We start from the raw sequence: 17,149 nt of genomic DNA, 5'->3' as shown, positions 1-17,149 counted from the left end.
GATCAATCGATCTCCAGGGGTCTTTATACGGCTTCGTTCCATGTCGATACGGCGCACCGCGCTGTGATCATGGACTGCGTAAACCCGTCTCGGAACCCAGAGTGACGGTTATCAAGTAGAAACCGTTTGATCCGTTTCACGGAGCCCCCTCACATCCCCCGCACCGCCCGCGCAACCCGCGTACACGCCGCCGCCCTCGGCCCGTTGTCCCCCGCCCGCCTCCGCGGATGCACCGCATTCCCCAACAACACCAAAAACGTGTCCGTAGCCCGGTCCAAAACCAGCATCGTCCCCGTGAACCCCGTATGCCCCGCAGCCCCCCGCCCCGCCAACTCCCCCATGAACCACGGCTGATCGACCGCGAAGCCCAACCCCGGCGGAGTCAGCAGCAGTTCCACGAAATCCGGGCCCAGAATCCGTGCCGGCCCGTACGAGCCCCCCGCCAGCAGCGCCCGGCAGAACACCGCCAGATCTCGCCCCGTCGAGAAAAGACCCGCGTGCCCGGCGACACCCCCCAGCGCCCACGCGTTCTCGTCGTGCACGACCCCCCGCAGCATCCCCCGTTCCGCTTTCGCCCACGGCCGTCGCTGGTCCTCCGTCGCCGCGGCGCCCGGGCAGGGGCCGAAGCAGGTGGCGGACATGCCCAGGGGGCGGGTGATGCCGTCGCGCACCAGGACGTCGAGCCCACGGCCCGTGATCCGCTCCAGGACGTGTTGCAGCAGGAGCGGGTTCAGGTCCGAGTAGCAGTACGTGCCGGGCACCCCCACCGGCGCCTCCGCCCGCAGCCGCGCCAGCCGCTCCGTGTCGTCGGGGTAGTTGTACAGCGGGAGTTCCGGGCGCAGTCCCGAGGTGTGGGTGAGGAGTTGGCGTACCGTCACGCCGTACCGTGCCGCGCCCCGGAAGTCCGGCAGGTACGCGCCGACCTCCGCGTCGATGCCGAGCGTGCCGCGCTCGATCTGCTGGACGGCGGCGACGGCCGTGAACAGCTTCGTGAGCGAAGCGAGGTCGAAGGGGGTGCCCACCGTCATCGGCACCCGCGACCCCGCCGGCAACTCCACCCCCGTATCGCTCTCCGGGTCGTAGGAGGCGTATCGCACCGCCCACCCGGCGGCCTCCTCCACGGCGACACAGGGGCCTCGTCCGGCGACCACCACCGTGCCCGCCGCCCAAGGGCGCTCGCCGGTGGTGAGGTCGTGGACGTCGCGGGCGAGGCGGCGGAGTTCCTCGGGGTCGAGTCCGGCCCGTTCCGGTGTGTCGCTGCGCAGTCTCGGTGCGCTCAGCTCCCCGCTCCCTCCGCACGGCTGTTCCAGGGACGGCACATTCCCACGAAGCAGGCCGACGCCACCAGTGCGGCGGCCAGTTGGACTACGGCCATTGGGACGGCGGTGTCCTCTCCGGCGATGCCGACCAGCGGGGAGGCGACCGCGCCGATCAGGAAGGACGACGTGCCGAGCAGGGCGGACGCCGATCCGGCGGCCTGCTTGGTGCGCAGCAGGGCGAGGGTCTGGGTGTTGGGCAGGGTGACGCCCATCGCGGACATCAGGACGAACAGCGCCGCCGCCACGGGAACGAGTCCGACCTCGCCGAAGACCCCGAGGGACATCAGCAGCAACGCACTCGCCGCGACCAGGACCACCGCGAGGCCGCCGGCCAGCACCACGTCCAGGCGAACCCTCCCCACCAGCAGCTTGCCGTTGATCTGGCCCACCACGACCAGGCCGATGGAGTTCAGGCCGAACAGCAGGCTGAAGGTCTGCGGGGAGGCGCCGTAGATCTCCTGGATCACGAACGGTGAGGCCGAGATGTAGGCGAACAGGGCGGCAAAGGCGAAGCCGCCCGTCAGCATGTAGCCGGAGAAGGCTCGGTCGGCGAGCAGGGCGCGCATCGAGCGCAGGGCCTGGCCGACTCCGCCGTCGTGCCGGTCGGCGGGGGCGAGGGTCTCCGGGAGCTTCGCCCAGACGACTCCGGCGAGGAGCAGGCCTACGGCCGTCAGTACGACGAACACGCCCCGCCAGTCCGTGACCCGCAGGATCTGGCCGCCGATCAGCGGCGCGATGATCGGCGCGACTCCGGAGATCAGCATGAGGGTGGAGAAGAAGCGGGCCATGGCCACGCCGTCGTACAGATCGCGGACGACCGCTCGGGCGATCACGATGCCCGCCGCGCCCGCGAGGCCCTGCGCCAGGCGGAAGGCGACCAGGGCCTCGACGGTGGGTGCCAGGGCGCACAGGGCGGTGGCGAGGACGTAGACCGCGAGGCCGATGAGGAGCGGGCGGCGGCGGCCCCACTTGTCGCTCATCGGGCCGACGACGAGCTGTCCGAGGGCCATGCCGGCGAGGCAGGCGGTGAGGGTGAGCTGGACGGTCGCGGCGGGGGCGTGCAGGGACTCGGTGACCTGCGGGAGCGAGGGGAGGTACATGTCCATCGCCAGCGGGGGCGTGGCGGTCAGGCCGCCGAGGACGAGGGTGACGAGGAGGCCGGTGCGGCGCACGGAACGGGCGGCCGGTTCGCCCTTCGGTACGGCCGCCTGTGTGTCGTTCGGTATGGATGCCCTGGACGCCCCGCTCTCGGGCATGTGCCCTCCCTCTCCTCGCGTTCCGGCCCCTATGCTCTCAGCTCGAACACACTGCCGAGGGTCGTGGAACGAGGGTGGGGCGGGGATGACGGAGAAGAAGGTGCGCTGGGGGATCCTGGCGACCGGTGGGATCGCGGCGGCGTTCACGGCCGATCTGGTAGATCTGCCGGACGCGGAGGTCGTGGCGGTGGCCTCGCGCTCGCAGGAGTCGGCGGACGCGTTCGCGGAGCGGTTCGGGATCGGGCGGGCGTACGGCGACTGGGGTGCGCTGGCGGCGGACGAGGACATCGATGTCGTGTACGTCGCCACCCCGCACTCGGCGCACCGGGCGGCCGCCGGTCTGTGTCTGGAGGCCGGGCGGAACGTGCTGTGCGAGAAGGCGTTCACGCTCAACGAGCGGGAGGCGCGGGAGCTGGTCGCGCTGGCGAGCGCGCACGGCAGCTTCCTCATGGAAGCCATGTGGATGTACTGCAATCCGCTGGTCAGGAAGCTCAAGGCGCTCGTGGACGACGGGGCGATCGGGGAGGTGCGCAGCGTCCAGGCCGACTTCGGGCTGGCGGGTCCGTTCCCGCCCTCGCACCGGCTCCGCGACCCCGCGCAGGGCGGCGGCGCCCTGCTGGACCTGGGCGTCTACCCGGTGTCGTTCGCCCATCTGCTCCTCGGCGAGCCCTCGGACATCACCGCGAGAGCGGCGCTCTCGGAAGAGGGCGTCGATCTCCAGACGGGAGCACTGCTCTCCTGGGAGAGCGGTGCTCTCGCTTCGGTGCACTGCTCCATCATCGGCGGTACGGCGACCTCGGCGTCGGTCACCGGTTCGCTCGGCCGGATCGACATCCCGAACGGCTTCTTCTACCCGGACCACTTCGTGCTGCACCGCGACGGCCGCGACCCGGAGAAGATCGCGGCCGACCCGGCCGACGGCCCGCGCGCCACCCTGCGGCACGAGGCCGCCGAGGTGATGCGCGCCCTGCGGGCCGGCGAGACCGAGTCCCCGCTGGTCCCGCTGGACGGCACCCTCGCCGTGATGCGGACGCTCGACGCGATCCGGGACCGCGTCGGCGTCCGCTACCCCAGCGAGACGGGCCAGGTCACGCCGGTGTGAGCCCCTGGTTGTCCGCCTCCGTCACGAAGGACGCGTACGTCGTGAGCGGCGCGCCCTGCGTCGTCACGTACGGCACGGTCTTGTAGTCGATACGCGCCAGCTCCCGGCCGAGGGCCACCGTCGCATAGCCGCGCTGCCCGTTGTAGAACTTCATGTGCGGGTTGGCGGCGAGGTAGGTGGCCCAGTTCGACGGCCGCTCGGAGCCGTTGCCGCCGCTGGAGATCGACGTGGCGACGATCTCCGTCCCCATGGTCTTCGAGCCGGGGTCGGAGAAGTCCCGCTTGATGTCGAAGCCGTAGTGCACATGCACATCGCCGGTGAGGACCATCAGGTTCCGGATGCCTGCGGCCTCCGCCCCGGCCAGTACCCGCTCGCGAGAGGCCGGGTAGCCGTCCCAGGAGTCCATGGAGACCTTGGACGGTACGGCGGTGGTGTTGAAGCGGCGCGAGAAGGTGACCTGCTGCGGTACGACGTTCCACACGGCGTCCGACCGGTGCCAGCCGTCGATCAGCCAGCGCTCCTGGGCCTCGCCGGTCAGCGTGCGGCTCGGGTCCTCCGAGTCGGGGCCGGGGTACTGCCAGCCGTCGCCGTAGGCCTGGTTGGAGCGGTACTGGCGGGTGTCGAGCACGTCGAACTGGGCTAGGCGGCCCCAGTGCAGCCGGCGGTAGAGCTGGAGGTCGGGGCCCTCGGGGAGCTGGGGGCTGCGCAGCGGCATGTTCTCCCAGTAGGCCCGGTAGGCGGCGGCGCGGCGGAGCAGGAACTCCTCCGGCGGGACGGTGTTCTCGGGGGTGTCGCCCGCGTAGTTGTTCTCGGTCTCGTGGTCGTCCCAGGTGACGACGAAGGGGTGCGCGGCGTGCGCGGCCCTGAGGTCGGGGTCCGACTTGTAGAGGGCGTACCGCAGCCGGTAGTCCTCCAGGGTCACCGTCTCGTGGTTGAACAGGTCGGGCAGGGTGCCGGCCGGGTAGGAGCGGGCGCCGGCGGCGGAGTTGACGGCGTACTCGTAGAGGTAGTCGCCGAGGTGCACGACGACGTCGACGTCCTCCTCGGCCAGATGCCTGTACGCGGTCCAGTAGCCCTGGTCGTAGCGCTGGCAGGAGGCCAGGGCGAAGGTGAGGGCGGAGGTCCGGCTGTGCACGGGAGGTGCGGTGCGGGTGCGGCCCGCCGGGCTGACCCAGCTGCCGGCGCGGAAGCGGTAGTAGTACACCTGGCCGGGGGCGAGGTGGTCGACCTGGACGTGCACGGTGTGGTGGAACTCGGGGTGGGCGGTGGTCTCGCCGCGTCTGACGACACTGCGGAATCTGTCGTCGAGCGCCAGCTCCCAGCGGACACCGACCCGTTCGGCGGGCAGGCCGCCGTCGGGCTGGTGGGGGGCGGGGGCGAGCCGGGTCCACAGCAGGACCGAGTCGGGGTGCGGGTCGCCGGAGGCGACGCCGAGGGTGAACGGGTCGTCGGTGAGCTGCGCGGGGTCGAGTTCGTCGGCGGCCGCGGTGCCGGCGGTCGGCAGGTTGACGGAGAAGGCGAGCGCGGCGGCCGCGCCGGTGAGGGTGAGGAAGCGGCGGCGGCCCAAGTGGCGGGCGGCCGCGTGGAGTTCGGCGGCGTGCTGGGACGGGCGTGCTGCGGGTGTCATCCGGTCCTCCCCTGAACAAATGGGTCCAGGAGGCATTGGAGTGGCCGGGGACGACCCATGTCCATCGCGTACATGACATCCAGGTGGCGGACGCATGAGTTCCGTACGGTGGACAGGCCTCCCGTACGCTGCGGTGCCATGACTGACAGTGGATCGAAGATCGCGGTGGTGACCGGCGCCGGTTCCGGGATCGGGCGGGCCGTCGCTGTGGAGCTGCTGCGGGCCGGCTGGTCCGTGGCGCTGGCGGGGCGTCGCCCCGAGACCCTGGAGGAGACGGCGGCGCTGGTGCCCGGGGGTGCGGCGAAGACGCCGGGCGACGTTCTCGCCGTACGGACGGATGTGTCGCAGCCGGCGGACGTGGCCGCGCTGTTCGCCGCGACCGTGGACCGCTTCGGGCGGGTGGACCTGCTGTTCAACAACGCAGGGACGTTCGGGCCGGGCGGGGTGCCGGTGGAGGAGCTGCCCTACGACGCCTGGCGGCACGTGGTGGACACCAACCTCAACGGGGCGTTCCTGTGCGCACAGGCGGCGTACCGGCAGATGAAGGAGCAGGACCCCCAGGGCGGCCGGATCATCAACAACGGGTCCATTTCCGCCCATACACCCCGGCCGCACTCCGTCGCCTACACGGCGACCAAGCACGCGCTGACGGGCCTGACCAAGTCGCTGTCGCTGGACGGGCGGCCGTACGGCATCGCGGTCGGGCAGATCGACATCGGCAACGCGGCTACCGACATGACCGCGCGCATGCAGACCGGCGCGCTCCAGGCCAACGGGGACGTCGCACCGGAGCCGGTGATGGATGTCGCCGATGTGGCGCGCACGGTCCGGCACATGGCGGAGCTGCCGCTGGAGGCGAATGTGCAGTTCGCGACGGTGCTGGCGACGGCGATGCCGTACGTGGGGCGCGGCTGAGCGTTCCCGGGAAGCTCGCGCTCCACAACTTGCACAACCGGAATTTGACCGTCCGCTCCATTGCGGCCGGTCGGCGGCTTATGCTCAACTCTCCTCCACAAGAGCTTCACAGTTGGAGTGGAGGGCTTCCGGCCAAACCGAGGGGGGAGACGGCAGCCGTTCACGGCACCGGGTGGGGGTGGGCCTCGCGTGGGACCGCGGGGCACGCACCGGGCCGTGGGCGGCTGCCGTGCATTCTCAGCTCGCACACATCGCTTCCCAGCTCTCACACATCCCTTACTCACGGCCACCCCATCTCCCGTCCCTACCTTGAGGCCGCGCCCACAGCGGGCGCCAAGAACCTCTGAGGAACGGGATGTTTGGCATCTATCTCAAGCGCGAGCTGAGCCGGCGCAAGAAGGCCGCTCTGGTCGTCGCACTGGGTCTGGCGCTCGGTATCGCGCTGGTCATCACCGTCAACTCCGTGTCGGCGGGGATGCAGCAGGCGCAGGACAAGGTCCTGAAGTCCCTCTACGGCCTCGGCACCGACATGACCGTCACCAAGGCCCGCTCGGCGCCCACCGGTGACAGTTCGGACGGGCCGAGGTTCGAGTTCGACGCCACCTCCGACGACGAGGAGGAGCAGAGCTCGGACCGGGTGATGACACAGGGCGGTCAGGCACTGAAGTCCTCGCTCGTGGCGAAGGTCGCCGGGCAGCAGGGCGTGTCGGCCGCGGTCGGCGCGCTGAGCCTGAACGTCACCAAGGTCGACGGCTCCTTCACCCAGGGGCAGGCGCAGTCCGAGCAGTCCGAGGGCGGTCCCAGTAGCGGCGGACAGCCACCGGTCCAGGGCGGCGGCGCCGCGTTCGACGTCAACTCCTACTCCGTGGCCGGCGTCGACGTCACCAACCAGGACCTCGGCCCGCTCGCCTCGATGGCCGTCACCTCCGGCAAGACCTTCACCGCGGCACAGACCAACGCCAAGGTCGCGGTGGTCAGCAAGTCCTACGCCAAGGAGAACTCGTACAAGGTCGGCGAGAAGCTGAAGATCTCCGGCACCAAGTACGAGATCATCGGCATCGTCACGCCCGACAGCAGCGACTCCTCCACCGACGTCTACCTGCCGCTGAAGCAGGCCCAGACGCTGGCCGACGCCAAGAACCAGGTCACCACGATCTACGTCAAGGCGACCGACTCGCAGCAGATCGAGACCGTCAAGTCGGCCATCCAGAAGAACATCTCCGGTACGACGGTCACCACCTCCGCCGACCTCGCCGACACCGTCTCCGGCTCGCTGTCCACCGCCTCCGACCTCGCGGCCGGCGTCGGCAAGTGGCTGTCGGTAGCGGTCCTCGTCGCCGCCTTCCTGGTGGCCGCGCTGCTGACCTCCTCGGCGGTCTCGCGCCGGGTGCGCGAGTTCGGCACGCTCAAGGCGCTCGGCTGGCCGAGCCGCCGGGTGACCCGGCAGGTCGTCGGCGAGTCGATGGTCAACGGCCTGATCGGCGGCGCCCTCGGTATCGCGCTGGGCCTCGCGGCGGCCTGGACGGTCACCCTGATCAGCCCGAAGCTGACGGCGCAGCTCGGCGCCACGAGCGGCGGCGGGGGCGGTATGGGCGGCGGCCCCGGCGGCGGCCCCGGTCAGCAGTCGTCGCAGAACACGATGGAGATCGCCCTGTCCGCGCCCGTCTCCGTGACCACCATCGCCCTCGCGGTCGGTCTGGCGGTGGCCGGCGGTCTGATCGCCGGTGCGATGGGCGGCTGGCGTGCCTCCCGGATGCGCCCCGCGGACGCCCTGCGCAGCGTCTCCTGACCTCAGAACCCCTTAAGGAAGCTCATGTACAAGCTCACCGGCGTCACCAAGCGCTACACGCGCGGCAAGGAGACGGTGGAGGCGCTGCGCGGCATCGACCTCACCATCGAGGACGGCGACCAGCTCGTCATCCAGGGCCCGACCGGCGGCGGCAAGTCGACGCTGCTGCAGATGATCGGCGGCCTGGACCGTCCGACCGAGGGCAGCGTCGAGCTGGACGGCGTCGACCTCGGAGCCGTGGGAGAGGCCCGGCTGACGCGGCTGCGCGCCGAGAAGATCGGCATCATCTTCCAGGCGTTCAACCTCATCCCGACGCTGACGGCGCAGGAGAACGTCGAGACCGCGCTGGTGCCGCTGGGCGTCAGGCCCGCCGAGCGCCGCGAGCGGGCCGCCGAGGCGCTGCGCTCGGTCGGCCTCGGCGAACGCCTCGCGCATGTCCCGTCGGAGATGTCCGGCGGCCAGCAGCAGCGCGTCGCCATCGCCCGCGCGCTGGTCAAGCGGCCGAAGGTGCTCCTCGCCGACGAGCCCACCGGCAACCTCGACGAGGGCACCCGCGACGACATCATGGCCCTGCTGGAGGGCCTGTGGCGCGAGCACGGTCTGACGTTCGTGATCGTCACCCACGACTCGTCGATCGCCCGCCGGGCCCCTCGACTGGCCACGATCAGGGCGGGGCAGATCACGCTGACCGAGCGGGCGACGGCCCGCTGAGACCCGGCCGCGGGGCCGCTCACCGTCGCCGGTGGGCGGCCCCGCGCGCTCAGGGCGTCTCGCGCTGTTCGGCCGGTCCGCCGACCTGGACCGGGCCGGGGTTCGCGCTCTTTTCGGCCCGGGGCGGCTCCTCCTCGGTGAGCCCGATCCGGGCGTGCAGCCGGGCCAGGGGGGCCGGGGCCCACCAGTTGTAGCGGCCCAGCAGCCGCATCATCGCCGGTGCCAGCAGGCACCGTACGATCACGGCGTCCACCAGCACGGTCAGGGCGAGGCCCAGGCCGAACAGCTGCATGAAGGACACCTTCGACACGCCCATGCCGGTCAGCACGATGGCCATGAGGACCGCGGCCGCGGTGAAGACGCGCCCGGTGCGGGCCACGCCCATCGCCACGGCGTGCGTGTTGTCCTCGGTGGTGGCGCGCCCCGAGGCCAGCCATTCCTCGCGGATCCGCGACAGCAGGAACACCTCGTAGTCCATGGACAGCCCGAAGGCCAGGCAGAACATCAGTACGGGGATGTTCGCCACGAGGTAGCCGGTCGCCGTGAAGTCCAGCAGGCCGGACAGGTGCCCCTCCTGGTACACCCACACCATCGCGCCGAACGCGGCGCCGAGCGACAGGGTGTTCATCACCAGCGCCTTCAGCGGCAGCACCAGGCTGCCGGTGAACAGGAACAGCAGCACGAACATGCTGATCGCGATGAGCGCGGCGGCGTACGGCAGCGGATCGGCGAGCGCGTCGATCACGTCCTGGTTCTCCGCGGCGGCACCGGCGAACAGGCTCTCCCCGGGGCTGTCCACGGCGCGCAGCCGGTCCAGCAGTTCCTTGCCCTCGTCGGCGTAGGGGTCCACGGCGGTGCCGACGCGCAGGGCCGCGCCCGTCTCGTTGGTCATGCCGGGGGTGGCCGGTCCGGCCTGCGTGCCGTCGACGAAGGTGCCGGCCCCGCTCAGGACGTCGGAGACGCCCTCGACCCGGGAGAGCTCCGTGGCGTACGCGGCGAGTTCCTGGTCGCCGCCGTCGTAGCCGGGCAGCACGATCGTGGTCGCGGCGGCGGCGTCCTCCGCGAAGTCCTCCCGCAGCAGGTCGCCGACCTGGCGGCTCTCCGAGACCGCGGCGGTGATCACCCGGTCGTCGGGGTAGCCCCACTTCGAGGACAGGAAGGGCGCGCCGAGGAGCAGCAGGAGGGCGGTGGTCAGGACGGCGATCGGTGTGGCGCGCCGGGTGACGGCGACGACCATGCGGTACCAGCGGCTGTTCTCGGGGGCGACCACGCTCGGTGGTTTCAGGCCGAACCAGCGCCGCAGCGGGACGCGTACGTCCCACTTGTCGACCCGGTCGCCGAGCAGGATAAGCGCCGCGGGCAGCACGAGCACCGCGGTCAGCACGCCGACCAGGACGACGGCGACGCCGACGTAGGCGAAGGACTTGAGGAAGAACACCGGGAACACGATCAGCGCGGCGAGGGCGAGGGCGACCGTCACGCCCGAGAAGACCACGGTGCGGCCGGCCGTCTGCACGGTGCGCAGGACGGCGCCGCGCGCGTCGAGCCCGGCGGCCAGTTCCTCGCGGTAGCGGCTGACCATCAGCAGGCTGTAGTCGATGCCGAGGGCGAGGCCCAGCACGGTCGTCATGTTGAGGGCGTAGATGGACACGTCGGCGAACGTGGTCACCAGCCGCAGGACGGCGAGGGTCGTCACGATCGAGACGGCGCCGATCAGCAGCGGCAGACCGGCCGCGACGAAACTGCCGAAGACCACCATCAGCACGATGAGCGTGATCGGGAAGGCCACCGCCTCACCGAGCGAGGCGTCCTTGGTGACCTGGCTGTTCAGCTCGGCGTTCAACGGGCCGTAGCCGCCGACGCGGACGGTGACGCCGTCCGGTCTGGGCGCCTCGTCCAGCAGTTCCTCGGAGACCTTCGGCAGATCGGTCTCGCTGGCGTCGATATGGGCCGTGACGAGTCCGGTGTCCCCGTCCTCGCTGCGCAGCGCGGCTCCGGCCTCGGGGCCGAGGCTCCAGTAGGACCGGATGCCGTCGATGTCGTCCCGCTCGTCCAGCCAGTCCGAAAGGGCCTGTCCGGCCGCCCGCGCCTCGGCCCCGTCGGCTCCGTCGGCTGTGTCGTCGGAGGTGACCGCGATGATCAGATTGGGCTGTACGCCGCTGAAGTGGTCGTTGACGAGGGTGGTGGCCCGCGCCGACTCCGAGTCCGGTGAGGTGTATCCACCGGCCTTCAGACGGTCCATCACAGAAAATCCGACAGCACCGCACAGCAGAACGGCCAAAAGCGCGCCGATGAGCACCGACTTCGGCCGGTCGATCGCAAGCCGAGCAATTCGGGTCAGCATCCCTGCACCCCTACCACGGGCCACCTCGTGTTTGTTGCCTGGGCATTCGCACCGAGCGTAGGGATCCGCACTGCCGATCACTACCAATGGGTTGCCGCACGCAAAGTGCGCGTGTGAATTCGGCCGAACTTCTGAAAACAGGCGTCCGATTCCCTCTGGCGTGGCACATCTCGCGGGGCTGTCGATCTGGGCTGTCGCTCATTCGACGAATTGGGTGAGAGACCTCAAGGGGAGGTCAGGGACAGATGGGGGACGGGACGAATGGACTCGGCCGGTACGACGGCCACGACGCTCGCCGAGCGCAGGACGCTGACCCATGCCGTCGCCACCCGCTACGCGCGCGCCGGCAAGCAGGAGAAGTCGGAGATCCTCGACCAGGTGTGCGCGGTGACCGGCTGGCACCGCAGCCATGCCCGCAAGGCGCTGCTGCGGGCGGCCCGCCCGCAGTCGGCCCGGTCCGCGCGCAGCCGTCACGCCAAGTACGACAGCGAGGTCATCTCCGCGCTGGCCTTCTGCTGGACCGTGCTGGACCAGCCGTCGGGCAAGCGGCTGGCGCCGGTGCTGCCCGATCTGGTGCCGGTGCTGCGCCGCCACGGAGAGCTGGACATCAGCGACGAGACGGCCGGGCTGCTGACCGGCATGTCGGCGGCGACGATCGACCGCCGCCTCGCGCCGCACCGGCAGCGGTCGGCGGTCTCCCGGCACATCCGGGCCGGGTCGCTGCTGCGCAACGAGCTTCCGCTGCTCACCTGGCAGGAGTGGGACCACACCATGCCGGGGTTCATGGAGATCGCGGTCGTGGCGCACGACGGCGACGGCCCGGACGGCGACTGTCTGCGGACGGTGACGGCCACCGACATCGCCACCGGGTGGACGGAGAACCGTACGGTGCGCGGGGTCAACCGGGTGCCCTTCGCCCTGGACGAGATGGCGCGGCTGCTGCCGTTCCCGATGCTCGGGCTCGACTCGGGCAACTCGGGCACGGAGGCGGAGGAGATCCTGCTGCGCTGGTGCCGGCAGCGCCGGGTGACCTTCACCCACGCCCGCCCCGCGACCGGCGGCAACCATCACGTCGGCCAGAAGAACTGGAGCATGCTCCAGACCATCGCGGGCGACCTCCGCTACCACACCACCGCCCACCTGGTGCTGCTCAACCGGATCTGGGCGGCACTGTCCGGGCTCACCAACTACTTCTATCCGCAGCAGCACTCGGTGCCGGACTGCGGCCGGGGCCGCAAGGAGTACGACACGGCCACTCCGTACCGTCGCACGCTGCGCCACCGCGAGGTCACCGCCGAGGACAAGGCGATCCTCGCGGACACCTACGTCTGTCTGAACCCGGCCAAGCTGTACCGCCGGATCGGCTCGATGACCGCCCGACTGCACTTGATGGCCACGGCGGCGGACCCGGCCCACCGGCACGCGCTCTCCGTCCCGGGCGCCGCGTCCTGAGACATGCGTGCGCCCTTACGGCCCTCCTCGGGCCGTAAGGGTGCACGCACGGTCGGCCGGGCTCAGCAGGGCTCGTAGAGGCGCTTGTGGTCGCAGATCCCGGACAGGCGGTACGGGCCCTCGGTCTGCCGGGGCAGGAGGTGTTCGCCGCCGTCGGCCGGGAGCCGGTGTGCGCGCAGGTCGCGGTAGCCGGCATAAGTGACGGGCCGGCGCCCGGCGACGGCCTCGCGGTGCGCGGCGGTGCGCAGTTGCGCCCGGTAGCCGGGTACGACGGTGCCGGCGAAGAACTCCGCGACACTGCCGGAGCCGTAGCTGAGGAAGCCGACGGCCTGTCCGGTCAGGTCCTCCGCGTCGTCGAGCAGCGCGGCCAGAGCGAGGTAGACGGAGGCGGTGTAGCTGTTGCCGACGACGCTGTTGTACGCCGTCGTACGGCTCAGCACCCGGTCGATCACCGCGTCGTCGGTGTTCTCGCCGCAGCAGTGCAGCAGATGCCGGTGCGCCTTGTAGGCCATCCTGGTGAAGGGCTGGTGGTAGCAGATCGCGGCGAACTCGCCGAGCGCACGGCCGCCCTGCTCGCCGTAGTCCTTCCACGCGCCCTCCATCGCCTGGAGGTAGGCGGAGATCGACTCCTGCCCGTCGACCAGCGCGCAATCGCGGTAGTTGGGCCGCCAGAAGTCCATGACGTCGGCGGTGAACAGTCCCGAGGGGTTCTCGATGCGCAGCAGCGCGGGGTCCGCCGAGACCAGCATGGCCACGGCCGCCGCGCCCTGGGTGGCCTCGCCGGGGCTGTCCAGGTCGTACTTGGAGATGTCGCTGGCGATCACCAGGACGCGCTGCGCGGGGTCGCGGTGGACCAGGCCGACGGCGAACTGGAGTGCCGCCGTGGCGCTGTAGCAGGCCTGCTTCAGCTCGACGACCCGGGTGGAGGAGGGCAGTCCGAGCAGCGAGTGGACGTAGACGCCGGCCGCCTTGGCCTGGTCGACGGAGGACTCGGTGGCCAGGACGACGGTGCGGATGCCGTCGGTGCCGTGCCGGCCGACCACGGGTGCGGCGGCAGCGGCGGCCATGGTGACGATGTCCTCGTCGAGGGCGGGCACGCTCATCGCCCGCTGGCCGATGCCGATGTGGTACTTGCCGATCTCGGTGCCGTTGTGGCGGGCCAGTTCCGCGTGCGCAAGGACGAACCGCGTCGTCGCGAACGACAGATCGTGCAGTCCGATGGAGCCGGAGCCGACCATGCTCTACACCCCGATCCGGGTCGTGTCGTTCTTGCGTTCCAAGTGGACGTGGGCGCGCATCAGTTCGCCCGGGTTGGTCTGGGCGGCAAGAAGCGACAGCTCGCCGCAGAGCACCGTCGCGGCGGCGATGACGGCAAGGCGGCGGGCGTTGTCACCGGGGGCGCGCTCGGCCCGGCAGCCCAGCCGGGTGAGGTTCGCCTCGACGAAGTCGAGTTCCTTGCCGTTGCCCACCGTGCCGACGATCAGGTTCGGCAGGGTGCAGGAGAAGTACAGGTCGCCGTCGCGGTCCTCGGCGACGGTCACGCCCTGCGAGCCCTCGACGATGTTGGCCGCGTCCTGGCCGGTCGCCAGGTAGAAGGCGAGCAGCATGTTGGCGTAGTGGGCGTTGGCGGAGCGGATGCCGCCGGCGAGAAGGGTGCCGATGAGGTTCTTGCGGACGTTCAGTTCGACGATCCGCGCGGCCGTCGTGTGCAGCCGGCTCTCCACCACCTCGCGCGGTACGAACAGTTCGGTGACGACGTTCTTGCCGCGGCCGAGGATGCCGTTGATCGCGGTGGCCTTCTTGTCGGTGCAGTAGTTGCCGGATATCGACCCGTAGGCGATGCCGGGAACGGTCGCCAGGATGTGGGTCAGCAGGGTGTCGGCCGCGAGGGTGGCCATGTTGTGGCCGGAGGCGTCGCCGGTGGTGAACTCGAAGCGGATGAACAGCAGCCGGCCGGTGATCTCGTGCCGCAGGCCGATCAGTTCGGCGTATCTGCTGCACCCGCGCACCACCTCGCGCAGTTCGTCCAGGCGGGCGTCGAGCAGCCGGGCGGCGGTGTACGCGGTGGGCGCGTCGCGCGCCTCGACGAGCACCGAGCGGGTCATCCGGTCGTCGACCAGGGTGGCCACGATGCCCTGTTCGGCCAGGCGGGAGATCCGTGCGCCGCGCTGCACAGAGGGCCACAGCGGCGACTCGTAGGTGGCCAGCGGGACTTCGGTCTCGGTGGTCGCTACGTTCCCCGAGATCCGCAGGGGTCCCACCCATCTCATCGGGACACCGGCGGTCTGGTGCGTGTCGTTCATCGTGTGCTTCCCGTCATGTCGGGGCTGGGGCCGAGGGAGCCGGACCGGGTGGCCGTCCGGTGTGTGTCGATGCCGCGGTCGGCGCAGAAGGCCCGCAGGTCGCCGTGGATCAGTACGTCGCACCGGGCCAGGTCCGCGGGGGTGCGGGCGCCGAGCGCGGTCATGAGCGCCGCCAGCTGGTCGAGCCAGGTGGTGATCAGGCCGACCAGCGCGGGCACCCCGCCGTCCAGCAGGGTCTTCAGGAATCCCCCGGAGGCGCCGGCGGCGCGGGCGCCGAGGGCCAGCGAGCGGGCGACGTCGAGGGGGTGGCGCACCCCGCCGGAGGCCAGCAGCGGGATGCCCGCGTCCTGTGCGTCCAGCAGGCAGGCGGGGGTGCTCTGTCCCCAGCCGTCGAGGTAGGCGTAGTCGGCGAGGTCGCGCCGGCCGTTCTCGATCCGGGCGAAGTTGGTGCCGCCGCGACCGCCGACGTCGGCCACGGCCACGCCGAGCTTCTGCAGCGTCGCCACCGTCTCGCGGCTCAGCCCGAAGCCGACCTCCTTGACGATCACCGGGATGTCCACCGCGGCCGCGATCTCCTCGATGCGCGCTCCCCAGGAGCCGAAGGAGCGGTCGCCCTCCGGCATGACCGTCTCCTGGACGGTGTTGAGGTGGATCTGCAGGGCGTCCGCGCGCAGCAGATCGACCGCCCGGCGGGCCTGTTCGACCGTGGCGGTGGCGTTGATGTTCGCCATGATGAACCCGTCGGGGTTCTCCTCGCGCATCACGCCGAACGTCCCTGCGGAGGACGGGTTCTTGAAGTAGGCGCTCATCGACCCGGTGGCGATCGGCAGTCCGGTCTCGCGGGCGGCGACGGACAGGTCCCGGTTGATGCGGCCGGTCTTCTCGCTGCCGCCGGTCATGGCGTTGATGTACAGGGGGACCGGCCAGTCGATGCCGGCGAAGCGGGTGCGCAGGGACACCTCCGACCGGTCGATTCCGGCCAGTGCGTGGTGGACGAAGGTCACCTCGTCGAACTGGTTGCGTTCCCCGGTCCCGCGCTGCTGTTCGACGGCTAGCCGGACATGGGCGTCCTTGCGGTCAGCGATCATCACGCGCGTCCTTTCGGTCGGCGGTACGGATGGGCAGCGGCACGATCCCGGCGCCTCGCCAGCCGGCCCGCAGCCGGGCGAGTTCCTGGTGCGCCTCGGCCGGCAGCAGGGCGATGCCGCAGTCCCCGCCTCCGGCGCCCGAGGGCTTGGCCGCGCCGCCGACGGCCTCGGCGGTGTCGCACAGGGCCCGCAGGCCCGGGGTGAAGATGCCGAGGCCGGTGTCCTCGTCGAGCCGGGCCATGATCCGGCGGGCGGTGCGGATCCGGTCGAGCAGTGCCGCGCGCTCTCCCCGCTCGAACGCCCGGATCGCGCCCTGTACGCAGGTTTCGCTGCGGGCCAGGAACCGCCGGTGGGACTCGGTGCCCCGCCACTGCCGGGCGCCCAGGTCCGCCACCAGCGCGGCGGTCGAGGCGGGGCGGCCGGTCCAGCCGACGACCAGGGTGAGCCCGGGCGGCGGGGGCAGCCGGCGCAGCTCGAAGTCGGGCCAGGGGGTGCGCAGGGCCTGTTCGATGCCCCGGCGGCGGGCCGCTTCGAGGACGGCGGCCCGGTCGGGCGCCCGGTAGGCGATCCAGCCGCCCCAGGTGCTGGCGGCGAGGTCGCCGCCGGAGGGGCCGGGGTCGATGCGCGCGGTGGCGAGCAGGGCGAGCCGGAACCTGGCCTCCGGTGACAGCTCCAGGCCGCACCAGTCCGCCACGGCCTGGACGGTCGCGACCGTGACCGCGCCGCTGGAGCCGAGGCCGAACTTGGTGCCGTTGTCGTGCAGTCGGCTGCTGACGCTCAGGTGCAGGGCGGGTGCGGGCAGCCCGCGTTCGGTGCGCAGCCGGTCCACGACCTCGATCGCCGACACCACATGGGCCAGGCCCGCGCGGGCCCGCCGGTCGTCGTCCGGGGTACGGCCGACGAGCAGGCCACCGCGCCGCAGCAGCCGGACCGGGGCGGGCAGGGTGTCGGAGGCGATGACGATGTCGGAGCCGCCGGCACCGGGCACGGTGACGGGGCCGCCGGGGCCGGGCATCGTGCCGGAGCCGCCCAGGCCGGACACCGTGCCGGGGCCGCCCAGGCCGGACACCGTGCAGGAGCCGCCGGCGCCAGACACCGTGCCGGAGCCGCCCAGGCCAGACACCGAGCCGGAGCCGCCGGAGCCGGACACCGTGCCAGAGCCACCAGCGCCAGACACCGAGCCAGAGCCACCGAGGCCAGACACCGAGCCAGAGCCACCAGCGCCAGACACCGAGCCAGAGCC

General features: G+C 71.4%; 13 protein-coding genes. 5 read left to right on the top strand and 8 right to left on the bottom strand.

Features of this window, described 5'->3' with window-relative positions:
* Nucleotides 1-149: 149 nt before the first annotated feature.
* Both AB0Q90_RS06560 and AB0Q90_RS06555 read right to left on the bottom strand, forming a co-directional pair.
* The gene (locus AB0Q90_RS06560) at nt 150-1,319 is read right to left on the bottom strand and encodes a serine hydrolase domain-containing protein (protein WP_363159504.1); all 1,170 of its coding nucleotides are present in this window, start codon (nt 1,317-1,319) and stop codon (nt 150-152) included.
* The gene (locus tag AB0Q90_RS06555) at nt 1,277-2,575 is read right to left on the bottom strand and encodes a multidrug effflux MFS transporter (RefSeq protein ID WP_363159506.1); all 1,299 of its coding nucleotides are present in this window, start codon (nt 2,573-2,575) and stop codon (nt 1,277-1,279) included. Before AB0Q90_RS06555 ends, AB0Q90_RS06560 begins: the two co-directional genes overlap by 43 nt.
* Before the next feature lie 85 nt (nt 2,576-2,660).
* On the opposite strand from AB0Q90_RS06555, the gene AB0Q90_RS06550 reads away from it, so the two are divergent.
* The gene (locus tag AB0Q90_RS06550; protein ID WP_363159507.1) at nt 2,661-3,677 is read left to right on the top strand and encodes a Gfo/Idh/MocA family oxidoreductase; all 1,017 of its coding nucleotides are present in this window, start codon (nt 2,661-2,663) and stop codon (nt 3,675-3,677) included.
* Here AB0Q90_RS06550 and AB0Q90_RS06545 read toward each other — a convergent pair.
* Nucleotides 3,664-5,304 carry an alkaline phosphatase D family protein gene (locus AB0Q90_RS06545; RefSeq protein ID WP_363159508.1) on the bottom strand — a complete coding sequence of 547 codons (1,641 nt, stop codon included), beginning with the start codon at nt 5,302-5,304 and terminating at the stop codon, nt 3,664-3,666. The two genes, AB0Q90_RS06550 and AB0Q90_RS06545, sit on opposite strands and share 14 nt — an antisense overlap.
* Nucleotides 5,305-5,442: 138 nt before the next feature.
* Here AB0Q90_RS06545 and AB0Q90_RS06540 point away from each other — a divergent pair, with 138 nt between their 5' ends.
* From AB0Q90_RS06540 to AB0Q90_RS06530, 3 genes are all read left to right on the top strand, one after another.
* Nucleotides 5,443-6,219 carry an SDR family oxidoreductase gene (locus tag AB0Q90_RS06540; protein ID WP_363159509.1) on the top strand — a complete coding sequence of 259 codons (777 nt, stop codon included), beginning with the start codon at nt 5,443-5,445 and terminating at the stop codon, nt 6,217-6,219.
* Nucleotides 6,220-6,574: 355 nt separating this feature from the next.
* Nucleotides 6,575-8,008, top strand: a complete 1,434-nt coding sequence (locus tag AB0Q90_RS06535; protein WP_363159510.1) for an ABC transporter permease — start codon at nt 6,575-6,577, stop codon at nt 8,006-8,008.
* A gap of 24 nt (nt 8,009-8,032) precedes the next feature.
* Nucleotides 8,033-8,719, top strand: coding sequence for an ABC transporter ATP-binding protein (locus AB0Q90_RS06530; RefSeq protein WP_363159511.1), 687 nt, complete (start codon nt 8,033-8,035; stop codon nt 8,717-8,719).
* A gap of 49 nt (nt 8,720-8,768) precedes the next feature.
* On the opposite strand, the gene AB0Q90_RS06525 is transcribed toward AB0Q90_RS06530, so the two are convergent.
* Nucleotides 8,769-10,961 carry an MMPL family transporter gene (locus AB0Q90_RS06525; RefSeq protein WP_363159512.1) on the bottom strand — a complete coding sequence of 731 codons (2,193 nt, stop codon included), beginning with the start codon at nt 10,959-10,961 and terminating at the stop codon, nt 8,769-8,771.
* Between the two features lie 363 nt (nt 10,962-11,324).
* On the opposite strand from AB0Q90_RS06525, the gene AB0Q90_RS06520 reads away from it, so the two are divergent.
* Nucleotides 11,325-12,515 carry a hypothetical protein gene (locus AB0Q90_RS06520; RefSeq protein ID WP_363159513.1) on the top strand — a complete coding sequence of 397 codons (1,191 nt, stop codon included), beginning with the start codon at nt 11,325-11,327 and terminating at the stop codon, nt 12,513-12,515.
* Between the two features lie 62 nt (nt 12,516-12,577).
* Here the strand turns inward: AB0Q90_RS06520 and AB0Q90_RS06515 are convergent, their stop codons facing one another.
* Genes AB0Q90_RS06515 through AB0Q90_RS06500 form a run of 4 tightly spaced genes read right to left on the bottom strand, consistent with a single transcriptional unit; the run spans nt 12,578 to nt 17,056 of the window.
* Complete coding sequence (locus tag AB0Q90_RS06515) at nt 12,578-13,753, bottom strand: hydroxymethylglutaryl-CoA synthase (RefSeq protein ID WP_363159514.1); 1,176 nt, start codon at nt 13,751-13,753, stop codon at nt 12,578-12,580.
* Between the two features lie 3 nt (nt 13,754-13,756).
* Nucleotides 13,757-14,818 (bottom strand): hydroxymethylglutaryl-CoA reductase, encoded by a 1,062-nt coding sequence (locus AB0Q90_RS06510; protein ID WP_363159515.1) that lies wholly within the window; start codon nt 14,816-14,818, stop codon nt 13,757-13,759.
* Complete coding sequence (gene fni / locus AB0Q90_RS06505; RefSeq protein WP_363159516.1) at nt 14,815-15,906, bottom strand: type 2 isopentenyl-diphosphate Delta-isomerase; 1,092 nt, start codon at nt 15,904-15,906, stop codon at nt 14,815-14,817. Before fni ends, AB0Q90_RS06510 begins: the two co-directional genes overlap by 4 nt.
* Nucleotides 15,896-17,056, bottom strand: coding sequence for a phosphomevalonate kinase (locus tag AB0Q90_RS06500; RefSeq protein WP_363159517.1), 1,161 nt, complete (start codon nt 17,054-17,056; stop codon nt 15,896-15,898). The genes fni and AB0Q90_RS06500 overlap by 11 nt, the downstream gene beginning before the upstream one ends.
* Between the last annotated feature and the right edge of the window lie 93 nt (nt 17,057-17,149).

This window comes from Streptomyces sp. NPDC079141, assembly GCF_040686775.1.
Lineage (GTDB): Bacteria > Actinomycetota > Actinomycetes > Streptomycetales > Streptomycetaceae > Streptomyces.
Note: the sequence above shows the minus strand (reverse complement) of the source record. Positions and strands in the feature narration are given on the sequence as shown.